The sequence below is a fragment of the Alteromonas sp. DY56-G5 genome, assembly GCF_041414725.1.
GTDB classification, from domain to species: domain Bacteria; phylum Pseudomonadota; class Gammaproteobacteria; order Enterobacterales; family Alteromonadaceae; genus Alteromonas; species Alteromonas macleodii.
This window is the reverse complement of the sequence record NZ_JANHZQ010000001.1, coordinates 128352-150079: the sequence shown is the minus strand read 5'-3', so window position 1 is coordinate 150079 and position 21728 is coordinate 128352. Positions and strand designations below refer to the sequence as shown.

General features: G+C 45.9%; 11 protein-coding genes. 7 read left to right on the top strand and 4 right to left on the bottom strand.

Annotated elements, in window-relative coordinates; all coding sequences use genetic code 11:
- Positions 1-241 precede the first annotated feature (241 nt).
- Complete coding sequence (locus NO989_RS00575) at positions 242-2650, top strand: TonB-dependent receptor (protein ID WP_014951136.1); 2409 nt, start codon at positions 242-244, stop codon at positions 2648-2650.
- A gap of 122 nt (positions 2651-2772) precedes the next feature.
- Here the strand turns inward: NO989_RS00575 and NO989_RS00570 are convergent, their stop codons facing one another.
- Positions 2773-3768, bottom strand: coding sequence for a cation diffusion facilitator family transporter (locus tag NO989_RS00570; RefSeq protein ID WP_039229202.1), 996 nt, complete (start codon positions 3766-3768; stop codon positions 2773-2775).
- 394 nt (positions 3769-4162) lie between these two features.
- On the opposite strand from NO989_RS00570, the gene NO989_RS00565 reads away from it, so the two are divergent.
- From NO989_RS00565 to NO989_RS00555, 3 genes are all read left to right on the top strand, one after another.
- Complete coding sequence (locus tag NO989_RS00565; RefSeq protein WP_371341868.1) at positions 4163-6844, top strand: family 16 glycosylhydrolase; 2682 nt, start codon at positions 4163-4165, stop codon at positions 6842-6844.
- A 66-nt stretch (positions 6845-6910) separates the two neighbouring features.
- Entirely contained in the window at positions 6911-9856 is a 2946-nt protein-coding gene (locus NO989_RS00560; protein ID WP_014951139.1) for a TonB-dependent receptor, read from the top strand.
- A gap of 136 nt (positions 9857-9992) precedes the next feature.
- Entirely contained in the window at positions 9993-11876 is a 1884-nt protein-coding gene (locus NO989_RS00555) for a GGDEF domain-containing protein (RefSeq protein WP_371341867.1), read from the top strand.
- Positions 11877-12009: 133 nt separating this feature from the next.
- On the opposite strand, the gene nhaC is transcribed toward NO989_RS00555, so the two are convergent.
- The 3 genes from nhaC to NO989_RS00540 form a co-directional block, all read right to left on the bottom strand.
- The gene (nhaC, locus tag NO989_RS00550; RefSeq protein ID WP_348668038.1) at positions 12010-13497 is read right to left on the bottom strand and encodes a Na+/H+ antiporter NhaC; all 1488 of its coding nucleotides are present in this window, start codon (positions 13495-13497) and stop codon (positions 12010-12012) included.
- A 232-nt stretch (positions 13498-13729) separates the two neighbouring features.
- Positions 13730-16282 (bottom strand): exo 1,3/1,4-beta-D-glucan glucohydrolase, encoded by a 2553-nt coding sequence (locus tag NO989_RS00545; protein WP_371341866.1) that lies wholly within the window; start codon positions 16280-16282, stop codon positions 13730-13732.
- Between the two features lie 12 nt (positions 16283-16294).
- The gene (locus NO989_RS00540; protein ID WP_039229189.1) at positions 16295-17557 is read right to left on the bottom strand and encodes a sugar MFS transporter; all 1263 of its coding nucleotides are present in this window, start codon (positions 17555-17557) and stop codon (positions 16295-16297) included.
- A gap of 205 nt (positions 17558-17762) precedes the next feature.
- Here NO989_RS00540 and NO989_RS00535 point away from each other — a divergent pair, with 205 nt between their 5' ends.
- Genes NO989_RS00535 through NO989_RS00525 form a run of 3 tightly spaced genes read left to right on the top strand, consistent with a single transcriptional unit; the run spans position 17763 to position 21711 of the window.
- Positions 17763-19121, top strand: coding sequence for a GH1 family beta-glucosidase (locus NO989_RS00535; RefSeq protein ID WP_014951144.1), 1359 nt, complete (start codon positions 17763-17765; stop codon positions 19119-19121).
- Positions 19122-19139: 18 nt separating this feature from the next.
- Positions 19140-20141, top strand: coding sequence for a LacI family DNA-binding transcriptional regulator (locus NO989_RS00530; protein WP_014951145.1), 1002 nt, complete (start codon positions 19140-19142; stop codon positions 20139-20141).
- A 1-nt stretch (position 20142) separates the two neighbouring features.
- On the top strand, positions 20143-21711 hold the full coding sequence (locus NO989_RS00525) for a sugar porter family MFS transporter (protein WP_014951146.1): 1569 nt from the start codon (positions 20143-20145) through the stop codon (positions 21709-21711).
- Positions 21712-21728: the final 17 nt, after the last annotated feature.

Sequence of the window (21728 nt, the reverse complement as noted above, 5' to 3'; positions counted from 1 at the left end):
CAATTGTTTAACTTAATCACTCTTATATAAGACATCAGATGCAAGATATCTTTTATATAGAAGACCGTATTTTTAACGCTATTGAATTTTGCTACTGAAAGAATAATACGCGTAGCGCTGTACCCTACGCAGCCAGAATAAAAAACGAAACGCCGATTACTTGCTCAAATGCTTTTGTATCCGACTAAAGGTAGCAAGGTGTAAGTGAGGGCGTGATAAGCGAAACACCCTGGAGAACAACATGAATACAAAGAGATCACTCATCAGCAAGGCGGTAACCCTTGCTATGACATCTGGATTGCTACTTCACACCAATGCATTTGCGCAAGAGGCAGATACAGAGCAAGTCGACGCCTCAAAAGATGATAAATCATTTGAACAAATTGTCGTTACATCGCAAAAGCGTGTTCAAAGCATCAGCGATGTGCCCGTTGCTGTATCAGTGTTACGCGGTGACCAGATAGAATCTGCCTTTGCTAACAATGTTGAAAATCTACAAGCGCTTGTGCCTTCTGTGAGCTTCCGCAAAGGGACAACAACTCGAAATTCAGCCTTAACCGTTCGTGGTATTGGAACAATTTCATTTAGTATCGCCGCAGAGCCAAGCGTAGCCACGGTGGTAGATGGCGTTGTATTAGGGCGTTCTGGTCAAGCGTTTGCCGATTTGTACGATGTAGATCGAATTGAGGTATTACGTGGTCCACAGGGTACTTTATTTGGCAAAAACGCCTCTGCTGGTGTGGTAAACATCACCACAAAAGATCCTTCTCAGGAGCTCACAGGCAGTCTTTCTACCGAGTTTTATCAAGATAACGAATACCGTTTAAAAGGCACAGTAAGTGGTGGCTTAACCGACGACCTTTCAGCCAGCTTAACCGTCTTCCAAGGTAAATTCGACGGCTATATCGACAACGTTTACAACAATGAAAAAGTAAACGGTTATGACCGTGAAGGTGCCCGTGCAGTTGTGGTTTACGAGCCAACCAATGATTTAAAAGTAAAGTTCATTAGCGAAATTTACAGCGCGGATGACGACTGTTGTGCTGATTTAGAAGGCGTATCTAGCGGTCGCAATCCCGACTCAAAGGCAGCGCCCAACAGTGAGACCATTGCCGACGGTATCGATTTAGAACAGCGACAAATTGATCATGACTTCGAATCTCGCACTATTGACGACCATTCGGCCTTCTCCGTACAAGTGGACAAAACCATTGGTGACTACACCTTCACGTCGATCACTGCCCAGCGCTCATGGGAAAATACAGAATTCCGCGAAGGTGATTTTACGTCTATTGCTGGCGACAGCGACCAGCCAGTATTTGGAGTGCCGTTTCAGCTGCATGACGTAGGTGAGCAAGAATGGAGTCAGTTTTCTCAAGAATTCCGTGTTGCATCAAACCTAGCTGGCCCATTCAACTTCTTAGCCGGTATGTTCTACTGGAACATGGATTCAGAGCGTAACTTCACTCGTGATGCAAGTTGCCAAAACAATAACCTTCAACTTGACCAAGCACTGACATTCTATGCACAGAATAACCTGTCTGGAGATGCGCTGACAGACGCACTTTCTGACCTAGACGCTTACGCTAATTCGCTAGGTGTGACATGTAATGCCAACGACATTGTGTCTGCCACGGCATTCATGAGCACTGAGTTTAATAACTGGGCCGTTTACGGAGATGGCACCTACGACTTAAGCGATGACTTACGCCTTATCTTCGGTCTTCGCTATACCGATGATGAAGTGTCTTACACTCACCGTCGTATAAGTAACGACGAATATGGACGCCGTGGTGTGGGCGTTCGCCCTGCGACCGAGAACACCGATGCAGAAGGTGTGGTAGATGAAACCAATTTGTCTGGCCGCCTTGGTGTTCAATACGATCTCGACCAAAATCAAATGGTTTATGCAACCTATTCTCAAGGCTACAAAGGCCCTGGTTTCAATGTTTACTATAACTTCAACCCAGAGAATGACGGACGCCCTATTGGCGCGGAAGAATCTGACGCTTACGAAATTGGCTATAAGTACGCAAGTCGCGATCTACTTTTAAATATCGCGCTATTTAGCACTGACATTGAAGGCTTCCAAGCAAACAACTTTGATTGTTCTGACGGCGCATGTATTACGCGCCTTACCAATGCTGGTGATGTGACGACCCAAGGCGTTGAAGTAGACTTTATGTGGAACGCAACCGACAACCTAACGCTAATCGGTGGCGCTGCGTACACCAAGGCTGAGATCGATAGATTTAATTGCCCTGAAGAAGCAGAGTGTACCGACCGTTCGGGCTTGGATGTTCCATTCTCACCTGACATGAAATACTCACTGTCAGCGGAGTACTTCATGGAAACAGAGCATGGTTTTGACGTTTACTACAACGCGTCTTACATCTATACCGATGAACAGTACTCTGACTTGCCAGGCAACACGGGTGAATTCAATCCTCACTCATTGTTACCTGACTACAGCATGCTTAACGCAAGCGTTAGCTTCTCATTCAAAGACGATGCCTTCCGCGTATCTTTGATTGCGAAGAACTTGCTTGATGAAAGCTACGCGACCACATATAGCGGCGACAACTTCCGCTATCAAATACCGCGCGATGCAGATCGCTATTACGGCGTAGCATTTAAAGCAAGGTTTTAATCTCGTTATAAATTAAAAAACGTGTGTGTTGAAAGGGGCGTGTGAACGCCCCTCTTTTTTGCACAACTACAGGCTGTTAGTCCCTGAAAATCAAAACAAACACCTTTGCCCAAATAATAGTATTAATTTATCTCTTCGTGCTGGTGTTCATGAGAGTGGGCGTGTAAATGGTCATTATCATCACGACATGGCTCACCCGGCAACTCAAACTCTATCGTGGTATGAGCAAGTTCAAAGGGGGCTAAACGCTCGTGAACTTCCTTTTTAAGTGCTCTCAGTTTGTCATTGTCTATTGCACAGTTTATTACCACGTGTGCAGTAAGCACGTGCTGCTCTCCGTCAAGCGACCAAAAATGTACATGGTGAATTTCTTCAACGTGCTCGATTTTCAAAAGCGTGTTGCTAATAGCATTCCTTGTAGCCAAGTCAGGTACGCCCTGTAGAAACAAAGACATGGTCTGCACAACATACCGAACAACATTGACCAAAATAAATAGCGTAAAACCAATAGATAAAATTGGGTCGAGTATAGGCCATTCAACAAAGTGGAGCACAATGGCTACTACCAGTACCGCTACCCACCCCATCGTGTCTTCAATTAAGTGCCAGTTAAGCACCTTTTCATTCATCGAATGACCGCCGTGGAGTTTATAAGCTGCAAATCCATTCACGACAATACCTAGGATCGCTAATCCAATCATACCCTCTGTAACGGGCATTTCGGGGTTAGATAAACGAGGGATGGCCTCAGACAACACCCAAATTGAGCCAATCACCAAGATAACGCCGTTGATCATAGCTCCCATAAGGCTCAGCCGTTTGAAGCCATACGTATACTTTTCGGTAGATGCTTTATTCCCGAGCTTACTTAAATACCACGCCAGACCTATGGATAGAGAGTCTCCTAAATCATGAACAGCATCTGCCATTATGGCGACACTGTTAGTAAGCCAACCCCCGATGAATTCAATAATAGTAAAGATGAAATTTAGCCAGAACGCCCATCCAATGCGTGTGGAATCTGTGCCTAGCGCTTCAGCATGCGCACCGTGGTGATGGCCGTGATGCTGACCTTTATGATGATTGGAGGCGGTAGTGCTGTGATTGTGGTGATGCATAATAACAACTCACATGAGATCGTATATTGAGCTTAACGTGATGTGTACCCAGGTGCGAACAAAATATCGAGCACAGGTCATTAACAAGTCCCTTAGAAAATTTGTAAATAGTGAGTGAAACAAGCACCTTTAAATTTTAACCCACCCTCTAATACAACCTTATATTATTGTTTTATTTTAAAATAAATGAAAAACAACAAAAATAAGACCGACAGCCAAATGTTAATTTTTTGAGAACAGTATTGATCTTTATGTGTCAGTCGCTTAATGTAATGTAAGCGCTTTCAAACAGCCATTTTTATTTGACCTAAATTGTAAGCGCTTACAAAAAGCTTTTTACGTGGCATTTGCCACTACATAAAAACCCAATTTCTTTAGATCAGGGCTGAAAACAATGACGAAAAAAGCATCTCAACTTTCGCGGATAGCTGCCGCGATCTCAGTGGCAACCCTATTTGGCTGTGGAGGCGGAGCAACCACATCTACAGACATCGACGTTGTTGATCCTGCGGCACCCGTTTCTGACTGGGAGCTGGTATGGAGCGACGAGTTCGATGGGAACAGTATTGACGATGACAACTGGACTCACGAAGTAAACTGCGACGGTGGCGGCAATAATGAATCTCAGTGTTATACCGACAGCGAAGACAATTCATTTGTGTCTGACGGTAGCCTAAAAATTGTTGCTCTACCCGCGGAAGAAGGAGCGCAAAAGCCTTATACGTCAGCCCGTCTAAACACGCGCTACAAAGCAGACTTTAAATACGGCCGTATTGAAATGCGTGCTAAATTGCCCTCTGGTCAAGGCAGTTGGCCGGCGTTTTGGATGATGCCTACTGATGAGGTTTACGGCGGCTGGCCTCGTTCTGGCGAAATTGACATCATGGAAGCCGTAAACCTTAAGGCACTAGATGCCGACGGCAATCCTGAAAGCCATATTCACGGCACCCTTCACTATGGTCAAGAATGGCCAAATAACGATAGCTCAGGCAAAGCCTACTCGCTTCCTGATGGAGCGAATCCAGCAGACGACTTTCACACCTACGCCGTTGAATGGCAAGAAGGCGAAATTCGCTGGTACATGGACGATTACCTTTACGCTACGCAGCGTCGTTCAGAAGTTCGTTATAACGCAAACGGTGACGCAACTGGACTTTCTCACCGCGGCTGGTATGCAGAATACTTTGAGCAAGGCACAGGTGAGCTAACTACTCACTGGGACAACGCGCCATTCGATCAAGAATTCTACATTATCCTTAACTTTGCAGTAGGTGGCGACTGGCCAGCTAACGTAAACGAAACAGGTATTGATGCTGAAGCGTTTGTCGAAGGTCAGACTTACGAGGTCGATTATGTTCGAGTGTACGAATGTGCATCGAACCCAGACACCGGCAAGGGCTGTGAAACTGTTCGCCCAGGTTACAACTCACTAGACGATGCATTAGTGGAAGGCGAGGCGCCTATCCCTTCACCACCGTCAACCGGTGTTGCACAAAACCTTACTATTTTCGACGGAACACCTAATCCAAACTGGCCTGCGTGGGACTGCTGTGGTGGGTCAACACCAGCACTCGTAGAAGATGCCGAGCAAGGACAGGTTTTCGAATTTGCTATTAATGAAACACCTACGGTAATGGGCTTTATCAGTCGAGCCCAATTCATTACCGACCCAGAAGGTGAAGCGTCTCCGTTTGATGCGTCTCCAATGGAAGAAACTGGCAGTGTTAAATTCGATCTGAAAGTTACATCGCTGCCTGCAAATGCGACAACTAATTGGCTATTTAAGATTGAAAGTTCTGAAGGTTCAACTGCCGCAGAACTTCCACTGATGGACGGCTATGTAGGACCCGCAGACAACGCTGGTGCTGCGCCTGAACAGGGTGTGTGGGAGTCTTACGAATTTCCACTTAGCGCGCTTGCAGCAGCAGGCTTAGATACAAGTGCTATCGATGTCATCATGGTTTTCCCTGCGTGGGATACCGGCAATGGAGCAGTGTATCGCATGGCTAACGTAGAAATTTCGCAAGAAGGCGGAGCTAGCTACCCAGAATTAGTCATCTTCGAAGATGGGCAAAACCCTAACTGGCCTATGTGGGACTGTTGTGGCGGCTCTACCCCTACTGAAGAAATGGACAACGAAGAACACGGTCTAACTGCAGAATTTCGAATTGGCGCAGAACCGACTGTAATGGGCTTTATCACGCGTCCTGAATCTGGCGGCGGTGACACCCCGTTCGATGCTACAGCACTTACCGACGGTGGCTTATTGCAGTTTGATATGCGCGTAGTGAGTGCGCCCAGTAACGCCGAAGCATCTTGGATATTCAAAATCGAGTCTAATGGCGCATCTACTGCTGTTGAATTGCCACTTTCTGATAGCGTTGAGGGTCAGGAGCCTGTGGAAGGTGAATGGCAAACCTACACATTTACTATTTCAGAATTGCAGGCACGTGGTTTGGACGTGAGTGCTATCGACGTCATTATGGTTTTCCCAGCTTGGGGCACAGGTGAAGGCGCGGTTTATCGCTTAGACAATGTGAAATTTTACCACCCTGATAGCGGCGAAGATGCGTCAGGTGCGGGCATCACGCTCTTTGCTGATACAGCAGCTGAACAATGGTCAATCTGGGATTGTTGTGGTGGCTCAACGCCAACTGAAGAAGTAGACGACGCGGAACACGGCACAGTAGCAGAATTTCGCATTGGCGCTACACCAACGGTGATGGGTTTCTTAGCTGATGAAACCGTATCATTCGATGCTTCATCACTACTTTCAAATGGCGCGATTAAGTTTGAAATGAAAGTAAGCTCAATGCCTAACGACGCCTCTGCACCTTGGTTGTTCAAAGTAGAGTCCATTAATGTCTCTTCTGCTGTTGAACTTCCAATGTCGGCCAGCTTGGAAGGTGCTGATCCGGTTGAAGGTGAATGGCAAACATACACTTTCCCACTACAAACCCTATATGACGCAGGCTTAGATATCAGCGCTATCAACGTCATCATGATGTTCCCAGCATGGGGGCAAGGCGAAGGTGCAGTTTATCGCATCGACAATGTAGAAATAGCAGCACAGTAACAAAGCAAATGCCGCTTTAGCCTTTAAAGCGGCAGTGACCAATTGATAAGAATTAGTAGGGCAATTATGAAAAACACACCATTTAAAAAGACCCAGCTTGCCACATCAATGGCTTTGTTGATGGGCTCTACCCTAGCTCTTCCCTCTTACGCACAAGAATCAGAAGCGGTAACACCGGCAGAGGGCGAAGTTGAAGTTATTCAAGTAAGCGGTATTCGCGGCAGTATGATCCGCTCTATGGATTTGAAACGCAGCTCAAGCGGCGTAGTAGATGCCATATCCGCTGAAGAACTAGGTAAATTTCCTGATACCAACCTGGCTGAGGCACTTCAACGCATTACAGGTGTAAGTATTAGTCGTTCAAACGGTGAAGGTAGTGAAATTACCGTTCGTGGTTTTGGTCCTGAGTTCAACCTAATTACCCTGAACGGTAGACAAATGCCGGGGACGGGCTTTACCCGTTCCTTCAATTTAGCCAACCTTTCTTCTGAAGGTGTAAACACGCTTGAGCTTCAGAAGACCGCCCGTGCAGAAAATCCCAGCGGGGGACTAGGTGCAACGGTAAACATTATTACCATGAAGCCGTTGGCGCAATCAGGACAAAATGCCACGTTTTCAGTGAAAGGTATTTACGACTCGTCTAACGAAGCGGGTGATGACGTAACCCCTGAAATTGCTGGTGTCTACAGCAACACGTTTGCCGATGACATGTTTGGATTTGGTCTGTCATTCTCTCACCAAGAACGTGACTTTCAGCAGCAAGCGGCAAATATTCAAGGCTGGCAGCTTCAAGAAAACGCTGCACTACCTGACTTAGACCCTGAAAATGTGGTTGATAACCGCACCAATATTACCGACGCTGCGTTCTTTCCTAAAGACATGAACTACAGCATTACTGACGTTCAGCGTGAGCGTTCAAACGCCCAAGTTACTTTCCAATTTCGCCCAGTTGACGATTTTACTGCAACGATAGATTACACTGCAACACGCGCCACTACTGGCACCAACACAGTGGGATGGGGTATTTGGAATAACTTTGGCGCTAATATTAATGCGTACGAATTAGACGAAAATGGTACAGCAGTCTATGCCGATATTAGTGGCGACGACGGCTCGTTTACTGCCAGTCGCGAAACCACGCGAGTTGACGCGCGTTCAATTGGTGTAAACCTAGACTGGGTAGTGTCTGACGATTGGCATTTCCGTCTGGATTACCACGATTCTTACAACGAGATTGATAACGGTTATGACAAAGGTTTGGGTAGCTCTGGCCAAATTATACTGGGCTCAAACCAGCTTGAGTCAAAAGTTTACGACTACAGAGCAGGCGAGATTCCACAAGTTTATGTGAACTGGAACAACGGTACGAATGAAATCTTACCTAGTGAAATTGACTCTAACTTCAGCCAATTCATTTACTCACCAGGTCGCTCTGATATTGAGCAACTGCAGCTTGACGGCACGTGGTATAACTCAGCTTTCGACATACCACTGGTTAAAATTGACTTTGGTTACGCCCGAACAGAACAAGCATTGACGGGTTTTGAAGCGTGGAGCGGACTACGCGGCGGCCCGGGTTTTAGTCCATCTTTCACAGAAATTTTCCCAGACAGCATGTTTATTCGCAATGACACATCAGGCTTCCTAGACGCCTTTGACGGTGGTGGCGCAGGCATGAATCCGGGTTACTATTACACCTATGATTTTGACGAAGCCATTGCCCGTCAACTTGCTTTCATTACTGGTGATGTCGTTGGCGAGAGTAACGCTTACTCTATCGACCCTTACTTCAGCGGTGCGCCTTCTGTCAGTAACGTAGAGGAAATTACCGACTCTATTTATGTTCAGTCAGAGTGGGACTTCGAGGTCGGTGATTATTACGTGCAAATAAATGCTGGTGTACGCTACGAAGAAACAGAAGTGCCAAGCTCTGCGGAGGTTCGTGTACCTGTACAGGTAAATTGGGTCGCAGCTTCTGAGTGGATCACGCAGTTTGAAGACGAGCTACAGGTGCAAGACTTTACAGGCGAATATGACATTTTATTACCCATGTTCGACGTAAAAGTAGATGTGACGGATGACATTGTTGCGCGTTTCTCTTGGGGTAAATCAATTACCAGAGCGCCGATTGGCTTGCTACAAGGTGGCTTGGCATTCAGTGGAAGCCCTAAAATTGGCGCGAGAACCGCATCGGCGGGTAACACCAGCTTGCTACCGTTCGAGTCAACTAACTTAGACCTTTCATTTGAGTGGTACTACGACGAGTCGAGCATGCTTGCCGTGGGTTTATTCAGAAAGTCGGTTGAAAACTACATTACAACCACAGGTCAAGATCAGCAGTTCGAAGGTTTACGTGACATCTATCAAGGCCCTCGCTGGAACGAAGCCGTGACCGCATTAACGGCAGCTGGTGAGCAAGCCACCGATAGCGCTATCTATAATTACTTTATTGATAACGGCTATGCTGACGAAAACGGTGTGGTAACCCCTAATGCGGACGACCCGTTAATTACCTGGCGTACCACACAGCCTGGTAATTCCAGCGATTCAAAAACGGTTGAAGGTATTGAGCTAGCTATACAGCACACGTTTGGCGACACCGGTTTTGGTTTCGGCGCCAACGCAACGTTAGTTGACGGTGACGTTGAATACGACCCTTACAACCTGAACGAGCAAGACCCGCTTGTAGGCATCAGCGACTCCGCCAACTTCCAGGTGTTTTATGAGAAAGAAGGCCTTTCTGTAAAAGTGACCTATGCATGGCGCTCAGACTATGTTGTGGGTATTGGCCAAGCACAAGGTTCTTCAGATAACCCAGCAACTCAGTTCGACACCTTTGGTCAAGTTGATGCCAGCATCAACTATGATGTGAATGAGCACCTAACTGTCTTCCTAGAAGGCGTAAACATTAACGACGAAACAGAGCGTGGCTACGGCCGATTCGAAGAGCAATTCTTATTTGCTCGTCAGTACGGACCTCGCTACACGCTTGGCGCTAGATATACTTTCTAAGTTGATAGAGCAATAATACTAAGGGCCTTTTCAGGCCCTTTTTTGTTTTAGCACGCTAGAATTATCAAACATTTCTTCCAATATTTGATAACCTCACTAGACAAGCTCAGGTACGAGTAATAAAAGAAGAAAGCGAGTGAAGTATAAGAAGTGTATTAGCGTACTAGTGCTATTTTTGTTGGGAATAAACAATACCTTCGCATCTGACGATGACAGATATTTCCAAGCGTATTCCCAAATTATAGGCAGTAAACCCGACAGTGAAGAAGAGTTAACGGCATTAGTCTCTGACTCTGATGTCTTATCTGAACAGTCATCTCTTGCATCTGTTTACATTGCTTTACTGCAATCTATGCTTGATCATCCCACGGGATTCGAAGAGTACAAACTTGCCCCGAAAGACCACTTAAAAGATATAAAGCGTTCACACCCAGCGTTGTATTTCAGACACAACATTCTGTCAGCTTATAACCTCGCCATTCAGGAAAAGTGGCGTTTAGCCCATAGCACTATTGACGAAGTAATAGCGTTTGCCAACGACAATGATCCTGAGCTTTACTTTGACGCTATTGCGACTAAATCCATTTTTCTAGCGAGAATGGGACTAATAAGAGCATCCCTAAACTCTGGCGCGAAAGTGTTAGGCGAACTGCCTTCATTAACCGAAAAACGCTTCTTTGGAGACGGTGCAATAGAAAACATGGAGCTTGAGATAGGGCTCAATATGTCTTACTTAGGGGAGAATAAGCGTGCTTTAGAATTGTGTTCTCGTGCAGAGACCTTTTTTTATACTAGGCCTTTGTCTAGCCCCCATCGGTATTACCAAATTGCCCTAGACTGCCAACGAAGAAGCCTCGAGAACTTAGGTCGAATAGAAGAGGCTTTCGACATGCTCGAAAAATACACCGAATACGCTACATCCATTGAGGACTGGAATACCTACACCTATGGACTAGTTTTAAAAATTGAATATTTCTATGCTCTGGGCAAAGTAAAAGAGGCGCATGAATTAATTGAAAAAACTGAGAGTTTCATATCCTTACTACCGACCTCATACGATACTAACACTTATCAAATTTCTCGGTTCAAAGCACTAGTAGAACAGAATGAGTTTGAAAGAGCTAACGCGTTGTCAGCTTTAATTATCGACAACTTGAGTGACGAGTACAGCTCACCCGATTTACATTGGGCACAATTCAAATCTATTCAGTCTTCTCTTTTCGAGCAGCTGGGGAACAAAGAGGCTGCCATTTCAGCATTGCGAGACAGTAAGAACTTTTATCAATCTCTTTACTATCAAACTGACGACAGAAAAGAACTGTTTAGCGACTATTATGAAAGTGCGTTAGCTGAGCGAAAACTACAACTCTTAAAACAACAGCACGAATTATCTCAACTGGAACTTGCAAACAGCAACAGAATGAATCTAATTCTTACTGCTGGGGCGCTGACTTTATTAGGACTTTTAGCCCTCATTAGCTATCTATATGCTGTCCAGCGAAGGTTGAAAAGAGAACAGGAAACATTAGCGACCGTAGATACGCTCACAGGCGTTCGTAATAGAAGAAGTTTACTCGGCGCAGTGCAGTTAGAGCTAAATGAAGCAAAGGCGTATAAAAACGACTTATCTTTGGTGTTAATCGATTTAGATAACTTCAAAGAAATCAATGACAACTATGGCCATGAGTGTGGGGACGATTTACTCAAAGCCTTTTGTGAACACGTTTCCAAGTCCATTAGAAAAACAGATACATTTGGACGTTATGGTGGAGAGGAGTTCATTCTGTGCCTTCCTAACACGTCGGCTGCCGAGGCTAAAGAAGTTGTTAGCTCTATCCTTGATAGTTATCGAAAAGTGCGTATTACGCCAAATATCAGCGCACAAACCTTTTCTGCTGGCATTGCGCAGTATCAAACAGGGATTGAAACATCGAATCTCATTAAGCAGTGTGACGAAGCGCTTTATGTCGCTAAAAGGTTTGGTAGGAATAGAGTTTGTATTTTCAGTCAGGATGACTAAGAAAACCAAAGAATTGAACGCCAATAAGTCGAGTGTACTACAGTATTAGAGTCATCAGACTTTAACACTGTAGTAACTAATTTTAGCTACGGTCACTTGCGCGTTTCAAGCGACTGTTTTCGCTTATCCAACCTTACTCGGTAACGGGCGTTCCATCCTTATTAAATTTCGCTATTTCGGCGCCAGAAGACTCCCACTCTTCCTTTTCAGCTTTAGTGGCTTTGGGTGAGAACCAACCGACATAGGCGTAAAATATCCCTATTAGGGGCGCCGTCCAACATGCAAAGGCAAGAGGGATGTACAGCAGGTTTTCTAAGTTTGCGCCAGAAATACCCAGGCCAAGAGCAGATATCACAAACGCACCACCGGCATTCCAAGGGATGAGCGGAGACATTAACGTGCCCCCTTCTTCAATGCCACGGGACAGGTTAAGCGTGGAATAACCCATGCCTCTATAAACAGGTGAATACATTCTTCCCGGCAAGGCTACCGACAAGTACGGGTCGCCAGCCACCAGATTAGTAGAAAACGCCGTACCAACCGCTGCTATCTGTGTACCAGCAAAGGTTCTCGCTTTACTCTTTATTGCATTGATAATGCTTCTTAGGCAGCCTGTCGTTTCTAACGCTCCACCGAAACCAAGCGCAATCAATACCAATGAAATAGTCCACATCATTGACTGAACGCCGCCGCGATTAAGCAAACTATCTATTTCAACAATATTCGTTTGGATGGCATATCCGTTATTTGCATAATCGAAAACGGCTTGCAAACTCTGCCCTTGCATAAACATGGCGAAAGCTCCTCCCACAACCGCTCCTGCAAATAACGCAGGAAGGGGTGGAATTTTCTTTAAGGCTAACCCCATAACAACAAGCGCTGGCAATAACGCCCACCCCGTAACGGTAAAGTTATCTTCTAATGCACTGGTGATACCTGCAATTTTTGCAAATGAGACGCTCTGAGCATCGATAACGAAGAAGCCTACGCCAAGGTAAATCAGAAATGCGAGCACCATGGCAGGGATTGTCGTTGCCATCATATTCTTGATATGTGAAAACACGTCGGTACCTGTAACCGCTGGAGCAAGGTTTGTGGTATCCGACAGCGGCGATACCTTGTCTCCGAAAAAGGCGCCTGAAACTACTGCTCCCGCCGTCCAGTACATGGGGATATCGAATCCTTCACCGATACCCATTAATGCTAAACCAACGGTGCCTACGCTGCCCCAACTTGTGCCTAAAGAAACTGAAACGACTGCACAGATAACCATACCCGCGGCCAGAAAAATTTGGGGAGACAGGGTCTTTAACCCGTAGTAAATAATGGTGGGTACCGTACCGCTGGCTATCCAAATACCTATGATCATCCCTACAACAATAAGTACACTTACCGACGGCAACGCAACATGGATAACTTTAAAGATTCCTGCCCGCACTTCTTCCCACGTTAGACCAAGATAAGTACCAACAAAACTTGTTAATGCTATGCCAATGGCAAGCGGTATATGAGGCTCAAACACGCCGAAGTAAAATATCTGGGTGCCGAGGATTAAAAGCGTCAATACAACAGGTGTTAACGCAAGTAAGAGACTTGGTGTTGCACGCTGTTCATCTGTCATTTTACTACCCTGTAATTTTCCCGAATGACAAGAATGAATGCAGGACGGAAACACGTCTTATCTACTTTCATCTCACCAACGATTGTTGTTTATATTACAGGTTGGCTACGGGATGAACTGCATAATAGATCGATAAACGGAAGGCTCAAGGTCGGTGCAAACAAAAAAAAGCCGCCAGTTTTTGAGGTTGGCGGCGTTGTTTTTTCTAGTAGCGTTGAGAGCTACTTACTGTTTAGTTTTGGCAACTTATACTCGCCGATTTGTCAGCCTCAGGGGTAAACTGAATATCTGCCACACTCAAGCTAGCCTTCCCTGAACTTCCCAGCTCAAACGGCACAACAAGGCCGGTAAAATCGATACCTTCATTAACAAAGCACTGTAGGTCAATACTTATGTTTGTCCATGTGTCAGCTGGCATTGCCTTTAGCTGCTCGCTAATATCAATTTGAGTTGAACAGCTGCCCGCTGCGTCTCCCTCGCCTTCACAGTTCATGCCTACCGTTACAGGTGCATTTATGTCTGAGTGACGACTAACGTTAAAGCTTAGGGCACCATGCGTAAGTAATTGCGCACTTAAATCTTCACGGAAAAAGCTCTTGCTTGCAAAACGCATAGCGGCGAACTCAGTGCCATCGAAAGTGATTTTACGCGCATCTTCCTGCACTTCCTTATCAACCGTACGATAAGTAATAGCTCCAACAGTATGCGTGCTAGCGTTCACTGCCAGAGAGTCATCACCAGAGTAAAGCCATAATACCCAAGGTGCCTCAACCGAGCCCTTTAGAATTTCCATCGGCTTGTTGCTGTCAGTACTGACTCTAATTTCAGTATTTAGCGTATCGCTTAGAACGTTGTCATCGCTGTACGTTAAGCCGAAGCCATAAGGCAGCAAAGGTTCATAGGTTTCATCGCCCTTGTTAACGATCTGCTGAGGCTCTGACGGCCACGAGAAAGACAGCTTGCCTTTAAAGTCCTGCTCACCAAACAAAACGTCTGCCACCGCTGCACCTTCAGAGCCAGGAAGCCAAGCTGCAACAAATGCATCAGATGCATTTAGCTCTGCGTTAACCCACATCGGACGGCCGCTGATAAACACCGACACCACGGGAATTCCCTGAGATTTCAAGTTTTCGAGCAACGCTAGATCCGTCTTGCTACCGTGTTGATAAATTAAGGTTTCTCTATCGCCATGACCTTCTGCATAAGGCTCTTCACCGAACACCACTATGGCGACATCAGGTTTAGTTTCAAAGCTACCGTCAACCGATAGCTGTACGTTACCACCTGCATTTTCTACATGTGCTTTAATACCGTCATAAATAGAGCTGCCGCCAGGGAAGTCATCGTTGGTATTATTTGTGCCTTGCCACGTAATACTCCAACCACCTGATTGCTTGCCGATGTTATCCGCACCATCGCCCGCTACCAATATGCGTTTGCTTGCAGAAATCGGGAGGGTTTTATTTTTATTTTTCAGCAGTACCAGAGACTCGCGCACCGCTTGCGCCGCCACTTCTCTATGCTCTGCCTTACCAATAAGCGAACGGTCGCCAGATAACGGGCGGTTTGCCGGGCTTGGCTTTTCGAAAAGTCCAGCGCGTACTTTCACTCGAAGAATTCGGCGTACCGCATCATCAATACGCGACATAGGGATGGTGCCGTCGTTTACTTGAGCAAGAGTGTTGTCATACAGCACCTTCCAATCGTTTGGCACCATAAAAATATCCAAGCCTGCATTGATGGCCTGTGCACAATCTTCGTTGTTGCAACCTTTAACTTGCCCATGACCGTTCCAGTCACCGACTACAAACCCGTCAAAGCCCATTTGCTCTTTAAGTACGTCAGTTAGCAAGTATTTATGACCGTGAAGCTTCTCGCCATTCCAGCTATTGAACGACGCCATAACAGACTGCGCGCCCGCCGTTAATCCGCCCACATAGCCTTGGGCGTGAATATCAAATAACTCTTGTTCGCTGGCAACATTGTCACCTTGGTCATCACCGCCAACCGTACCGCCGTCACCTACAAAGTGCTTTACCGTACTAATTACACGCTGGTCGCTTAAAAAGTCTTTGTCAGCCGCGCCTTGAAGACCTTTAACCACTGAAGCGGCATACTCTCTAACAATGGCTGGGTCTTCAGAATAGCTCTCGTAGGTTCTGCCCCAGCGATCGTCACGTACCACAGCAACGGTAGGCGCAAATACCCAATCGATACCCGTCGCCATGACCTCTTTAGCTGTAATGTGCGCAATCTTCTCTACCAGTTCAGGGTTATTTGCCGCACCTAATCCAATGTTGTGAGGAAACAAGGTTGCGCCTATAACATTGTTATGACCGTGAACAGCGTCTGTCCCCCACATTGTAGGAATTGTCGAGCCGTCCAAACTGTCATCGATGGAAGCCTGATAAAGCTTTTCTGCAAGTGCAACCCAGTCTTCTGGTGTGGCGTGCTTGTCGTTATTAGGGAATGCACCACCGCCGTTAAGATAAGAACCAAATCCATATTTGCGCATATCTTCTACCGTGATATTGCGAATTTCAGGCTGGATCATCTGCGCAATTTTTTGCTCGATAGTCATGGTAGACAGAATTTCTTCTACCTTAGTTTCGACAGTAGCGTTTGTTTTAACTTCAATATCCAGTTTAGGCCATACCTCGCCCGCTTTGTTTGGCTGTGGCTCAACATCATCGACTGAAGCCGTATTTTTTTCAGCTGAACATGCACTAACTAAAACGCCAACCAATGCACCGGTAACAACTTTCGCGATTATACTTTTTCGCATTATTTATCCTCGTTACTTTTCAGTGGTATTAATGTGAGATACGCGACTTCCTACAAGGCCATAGTAGGCAATGTAAAGGTAGCAAGAAGCGGGTAGTAAAAATGACAGCGTAACGCCGACGGTGTCTGCAAGCATGCCTTGAAGCAATGGAATAATGGCACCGCCAACTATGGCTAAACAAAGAATGCCTGAACCTTGTGGGGTGTCTTTTCCTAGCTGGTGAAGTGCAAGACTAAAAATGGTAGGGAACATGATTGAGTTAAACAAACCTACTCCCAAAATGCTCCACAGCGCGATGTCTCCTGTACTTGAAAGTGATAGCAAAATAAGCGCAATAGCCATACAAGCGTTAAACGCCAGCACGTAGCCACCCGAGATTTTTTGCATAACCACAGCACCGATAAAGCGCCCTACCATCGCGCCTCCCCAGTAGTAAGCAAGTAGCTTGGCCGCCCCTGCCTCACTTAATCCGCCAACCGCCGGACTCGCTAGATAATTCACCAGCATGCTGCCAATGGCCACTTCCGCGCCGACATACATAAAAATGCCGACAGCGCCTAAAACAAGGTGCTTGTGATGCCATGCACCTCCTTTAAATACTCCAGTGCTTGCGCTGGTGTGATTTAGCTTCGGCAGCTTTAAATACATGAAAATAAGAGCCAGAAGAAGCAGTGATGCAGCAAGAATTAGGTAAGGCACTTGCACGTCTGATGCACTTGGCGTACCGCCTCCGTGCTCTCCTGTAGCGCCGTAGATAAGATAAGAGCCGAAGAAGGGAGCCACGGTTGTACCAAAAGCGTTAAATGCTTGGGTCATGGTGAGTCGTGACGAGGCAGTTTTAGGGTGGCCGAGTGCCGTTACATAAGGGTTGGCAGACACCTGAAGTACGGTTATACCAGACGCTAATACAAAAAGAGCTAACAGAAAAATACCGTATATTTGACTTGATGCAGCGGGGAAGAACAGCAAGCACCCCACGCAGGCTATAGCGAGCCCAAGTACAATACCTTTCTGGTAACCAATGCGCGACACCACCATGCCTGCAGGCAGTGACACAATGAAATAGGCACTAAAAAAGCAAAACTGAATCAGCATTGCTTGTGTGAAGCTAAGGTTAAATGCACCTTTTAAGTAAGGAATAAGGATGTCATTCAAACAGGTAATAAAACCCCACATGAAGAACAGCGTGGTGAGTGAGATAAGCGCAAAACGGTATCCACCGTTTGCCTCTGCCTCTTGGGCGCTTGAAATATTAGGCTGCACTGGTGTGTCCACGAATAACCTCTGTTGCTATTTTTCTATTTAATGATAAATTTACATTTGAAAGCGCTTACATCTAACTGCAAGCAATTTTGTAAGCGCTTACATTGAAGAAATAATTACACGAAGCGTAATCGAATTCAATGTAAATATGATGTTATTTGTCCTGTCTAGCGCAGGGTTAATATGAAAAAATTGTTATAGTCAGGACATACCCACGATGCAAGAAATTAACCTTCCATCCAATTCAATGATGTTGTCGAAAGACTTTTTGTTTGGTGTGGCTACATCAAGTTTCCAAATAGAGGGAGACAGAAAAGGAAGATTAGATTGTATTTGGGACACGTTCTGCGAAAAGAAAAATGCCATTACTGATGCCACTAACGGTGACATTGCCTGTAACCACATAGATTTGTGGAAACAAGATGTAGAGCTAATTGATTCTCTTGGTGTTGATGCTTATAGACTGTCTATCTCGTGGCCACGAGTGATGAAACAGGACGGTAGCGTAAACGAAGTGGGCATGCGCTTTTACGTAAACTTAGTCAATGAAGTTATCAAGCGCGGCATGAAAGTGTTCGTGACGCTTTATCACTGGGATTTACCGCAACACCTTGAAGACAACGGTGGCTGGCTTAATCGCAATACAGCCTATGCATTCGAAAAATATGCTGAAGCCGTAGCAAACGCGTTGGGCGAAAAAGTCCACTCCTACGCGACATTAAATGAGCCATTTTGTTCAGCCTATTTGGGTTATGAGGCAGGCATTCATGCACCTGGAAAGACAGGCATGGCAAATGGTCGAAAGGCAGCGCATCACTTATTGCTTGCTCACGGTTTAGCGTTGAAGGTGCTTAACCGAGTTTGCCCAAAAAGCCAAAACGGTATCGTACTTAACTTTAGCAATTGCCATACAAAAAGTGATTCACCCGAAGACATACACGCCGCCAAACTCGCCGATGATTACCACAATCAATGGTATCTAAAGCCTATTATTGAAGGCAAATATCCAGACATTATCGATAAGCTCGCTCCCGACGTTAAGCCAGACATTGCGGAAGGTGATATGGCTATTATTTGCCAACCAATCGATTACTTAGGCATTAATTATTACACCCGCACTGTGTATCAAAGTGATGGCAATGGTTGGTTTGAAATTGTGCCTCCAGCCACAACCGAATTAACCGCAATGGGCTGGGAAATCACTCCTGATGCCTTTACCGAGCTGCTTGTTGATTTGCACCAACGCTACGACTTACCGCCTATCTATATCACTGAAAACGGAGCAGCAATGGATGATGAGCTCATAGATGGGGAAGTGTTGGACAATGGGCGTACCGCCTACTTCCACACCCATTTAAATGCGGTAAATGAAGCAATAGAAAAAGGCGTAGACATACGCGGATATTTTGCATGGAGCCTAATGGACAACTTTGAGTGGGCACTGGGCTATTCAAAGCGTTTCGGCATAGTTTATGTCGACTACGCAACCCAAAAACGTACGCCAAAACAAAGCGCTTTGGCTTATTCAAAACTGGTTAAGAGCCGGATAAATGGGTACATTAGCGGTATCAAATAAGGACAAGTACCAAACCGTATGGCAACAATTTACCAAGTATCAGAGGCCGCAGGTGTTTCGTTAGCTACCGTTTCTCGCGTTATGAATGGCAACGCGAAGGTAAGCGAGCGCACCCGCAAAAAAGTAGAGGATGCTATGGCATCGTTGGGATATCAACCCAATGCCATCGCTCAATCTCTTGCGTCAAACCGCACTAACAGCGTCGGTTTGCTCGTATCAGAACTGCACGGCTCTTACTTTGGCGACTTGATGAGTACGGTAGAACATGTACTTAAACAAAACGGTAAGCACGTTATTATTACCGCCGGTCATGTGGATGAAAAGCGCGAGCACGAAGCTATTGAGTTTCTAAAAAGCCGCCGTTGCGATGCCTTGATTCTTCACGCTGAAGCCGTCTCCGATGACTACTTAAAAACACTAGTAGACAGTAAGATCCCCGTTGTTGTGATAAACCGAAAAGTGGACGCTCTCGACGAGAACTGCTTTGTTGTGGACAACGAAAGAGGCGGCTACATGGCAACGAAAGCTGCTATTGATGCAGGCCACAAAAAGATTGCGTACATTAGCGGGCCGCTATTTAAAAAGGATGCGAGCGATCGTCTGGCAGGTCACAAAAGAGCCCTTCAAGAAGCAGGGGTTACCTTTAGTGAAAACAGTGTCTTTGAAGGTGACTTCCACGAGTCATCAGGCCAAGAAGGCATGCAGCATCTTCAGAAAACATTCTCTGACTTTACCGCATTGGTATGCGCGAACGACGAAATGGCCTCTGGTGCAATGACCGCCGCAAGAGAAGCGGGATTTGATATACCGTCCCAGCTTTCTATCATTGGCTTCGATAACGTACTGTTTTCGCGCTACCTTTATCCGAAACTCACTACAATTAATAACCCTATTCACGCTATGGGAGAAATGGCTGCTTATTGGGTGCTACAACATGTTTATGACATAAAAAGCCCTATTCCTATTGAGCACTTATTTGAACCCGAAGTAGTAAATAGGGACACATTAGGCAAACTATAAAATGAATAAAGCCCTGTCTCCGTCGCTGTATTACACACTCATTGTCTCTCTTGGAGGGTTTATTTTTGGCTTCGATGCCAGTGTAATAGCAGGAGCCAATGGCTTTATCGATGCCGAATTTAACCTAAGCGATTGGCAGCAAGGCTTCGTCGTAAGCTCACCGACACTAGGCGCGCTAATAGCCATGCTATTTGCCGGCGGCGTTAGCGACGCTATTGGCAGGCGCAAAGCCCTCATTCTTGTCGCTTTCCTTTACCTGCTTTCTTCTGTCGGCTCAGCCTTAGCCCCTAATTTCGAACTATTAGTGCTTTCTCGCTTTATTGGCGGCATTGCGTTTTGTTCGCTGATCATTGCCCCGCTGTATATTTCGGAAATAAGCGCCCCAGAAAACCGAGGCAAAATGGTGTCGGTGAACCAGCTAAACATTGTATTTGGCTTCGCCCTATCCTATTTCACCAACTATTACCTGTTGCAGCTCAGCAATAGCGGTGCAGGTTGGGTTACTGAATGGAGTATAGATACGCATTTGTGGCGCTACATGCTGGGCTTGGAGGTTATCCCCGCAGCACTATGGTTTGGTTTACTGTTTACTATTCCGCGTAGCCCCAGGTGGCTGGTACTAAAAGGCCAACACGAGGAAGCCGAACAGGTTATAAACCGCTTATTCGACAAAGCCCAAGCCAGCGCTCTTGTTGAAGATATAGCGTCTTCACTTAAAGAAAAGTCGTGGCCTTTTCGTGAACGCCTAGGCTTTCTAAAGGCGAAGGCCATGCGATTTCCGTTAATGGTGGGCATTATTATTGCCATTGCTCAGCAAATTACCGGCATTAACGTTATCTTTTTTTACGCGCCCACGATTTTTGAACAAAGCGGTGTAGGTACCAATGCGGCATTTATGCAGGCTGTATGGATTGGCTTGGTTAACGTAGCATTTACCGTGGTTGCTATGCTAACTATTGATAAATGGGGAAGAAAACCGCTGCTGCTGATTGGCTTAACTGGCGTAGTGATCAGCATGTCTATTTGTACCTATGGCTTTAAACAGGCGACATATCAAGTACAGCAAACGGCCATAAACGAAATACAGCAAGATGCGCCGAGTGTGGCAATAAAGCTAACTCCACTAACCAACGATATTTACTATTCAGACGTTGAGTTTAAGCGCACGCTAAAGACCACACTTACCAGCGACGAATACGATGCGTATCAGCAACCATTGCTAACTAGCAGTATTAATATGAATGCACCTTTAGTGTTGTTTGGCATTATTGCGTTTGTTGCTTCGTTCGCGATGTCTCTTGGCCCAGTGATGTGGGCAATGCTTGCTGAAATTTTTCCGAATCAAACCCGCGCTTTGGCTATTTCATTAGTTGGCATGGTGAATTCACTCACCAGTTTTCTAGTTCAAGTTGTTTTCCCTTGGGAGTTGGCCAACTTGGGAGCCGCGGCCACGTTTGCAATTTACGGCGTGTTTGCCTTAGTCAGCCTGATCTTAGTTGCTAAGTTCTTCCCAGAAACAAAGGGAAGAACGTTGGAAGAAATCACGGAAGAATTTGAGCGATCCGCTTAGCTGAGGTCAATCCTGTA